Raw genomic sequence first — 1563 nt, forward strand, 5'->3', positions numbered from 1 at the left:
CCTCCCCCAGCTCGCGCGCCCCCTCCACCAGCCGCCGGGCGGGCCGCACCATCCGCACGCCCAGCCGGTCGGCGACCGCGACCGAGCCGAGGATCAGCGCGGTCCCGACCGCCGCGAGCACCGCCCAGGCCGTGCCGACGCCGTTGGTGACCTCGGACTCGGGGACGAACACCTCGACCACGGCGATCTCACCGGTGCTGAGCGCGACCGGCTGGAGCAGGGCCGAGCCGCCGGGCACCGCGGAGGTGGAGGCGCGCCCCAGTTCCCGCACCGCCGCGATGTCCTCGGCGGCGGTCCGCCGGCGTCCTATCTCGAGGGCCTCGCTCCCGTCGCCGGCCGGGATGTGCACGGCCATGGCGGTGTCGGAGCCGGTGGAGGCGACGACCCGCTCGAGCTGGTCGCGGTCGGTGGTGATGGACAGCGCGGGGGCGAGGGCCGCCGCCTCCCGTTCGGCGTTGGAGAAGGCGCGGTCGCGGGCCATCTCCCGGATGACCAGACCGAGCGGTACCGCGAACGCGATCACGACCATCGCGGTCACCGCCAGCGACACCTTCACCAGCGCCCATCTCATCGCGGCGGCTCCCCTCCGGGCGCGGGGGCGGCGGGCGGCTCCAGCTTCACGCCGACGCCCCGCAGGGTGTGCAGATAGCGGGGCCGGGCGGCGGTCTCCCCCAGCTTCCGCCGCAGCCAGGACAGGTGGACGTCGATGGTCTGGTCGTCGCCGTAGGACTGCTGCCACACCTCGGCGAGCAGTTCCCTGCGGGACACCACCACACCGGGCCGCCCGGCCAGGAAGGCGAGCAGGTCGAACTCACGCCGGGTCAGGTCGAGCCGTAAACCGTCCAGTTCGGCCTGGCGGCGCAGCGGGTCGACGGTCAGTCCGCCGACCCGGAGCACGGGGGACGGCGCGCTCTCCCCGCCGCCGGACCGGGCCCGGCGCAGCACGGCGGCCATCCGGGCCGAGAGGTGTTCCACCGAGAAGGGCTTGGTCAGGTAGTCGTCCGCACCGGCGTTCAGCAGCCGCACGATCTCCGTCTCGTCGTCCCGGGCGGTGGCGACGATCACCGGCACGTCCGTGATCCCGCGCAGCATCTTCAGGGCCTCGGACCCGTCCAGATCGGGCAGTCCGAGGTCCAGGACCACCACGTCGAAGCGGAAATGGGCGACCTCGCGCAGCGCCTCCAGCGCCGTGCCGACGCTGCGCACGGTGTGCGAGGCGTCGGTCAGCTGCCGGATCAGCGCCGAGCGGACGAACTGGTCGTCCTCGACCACGAGAACACTTGCCATGGGCGGCACCGTACGCCATGCCGGGCGGGCCTCGTGCGGGCCTGTGGACAACTCCGGACACCCCCGCGGGCGCGACACCGGTGGGGCGGGTGGGGCAAGATGGGCCGACGATGCGCAGAGGACTCGTACACGTGCTGGCCTGGCTGCTCGCCACGGGCGCGGCGGTCACGCTGTCGTGGTGGGGCGTCCACACGGTGATGGCGGGCACCGCCTACGACCCGCCCCGCGCCCTGCCCGTCGCGGCGGCCGACGCGACCGCCCGGGAGTCGGATCCGG

The 1563-nt window shown here is 74.5% G+C and carries 1 protein-coding gene and 1 pseudogene; both read right to left on the reverse strand.

Annotation, left to right across the window (positions count from 1 at the left end):
• A pseudogene (locus B7L92_RS37905) lies at positions 1-571 on the reverse strand (two-component sensor histidine kinase); the annotation flags it as partial.
• A complete protein-coding gene (locus B7L92_RS37910; RefSeq protein WP_174704086.1) occupies positions 568-1287 on the reverse strand; it encodes a response regulator transcription factor in 720 nt (239 codons plus the stop codon). The gene B7L92_RS37910 and the pseudogene B7L92_RS37905, both read right to left, overlap by 4 nt.
• Between the last annotated feature and the right edge of the window lie 276 nt (positions 1288-1563).

This window comes from Streptomyces viridosporus (genome assembly GCF_002078235.1).
Classification (GTDB): Bacteria; Actinomycetota; Actinomycetes; order Streptomycetales; family Streptomycetaceae; genus Streptomyces; species Streptomyces viridosporus.

Coding starts and splice junctions, on each gene's coding strand:
- B7L92_RS37910 (WP_174704086.1), bottom strand. CDS start 1,287: ATGGCAAGTGTTCTCGTGGTCGAGGACGACCAGTTCGTCCGCTCGGCG.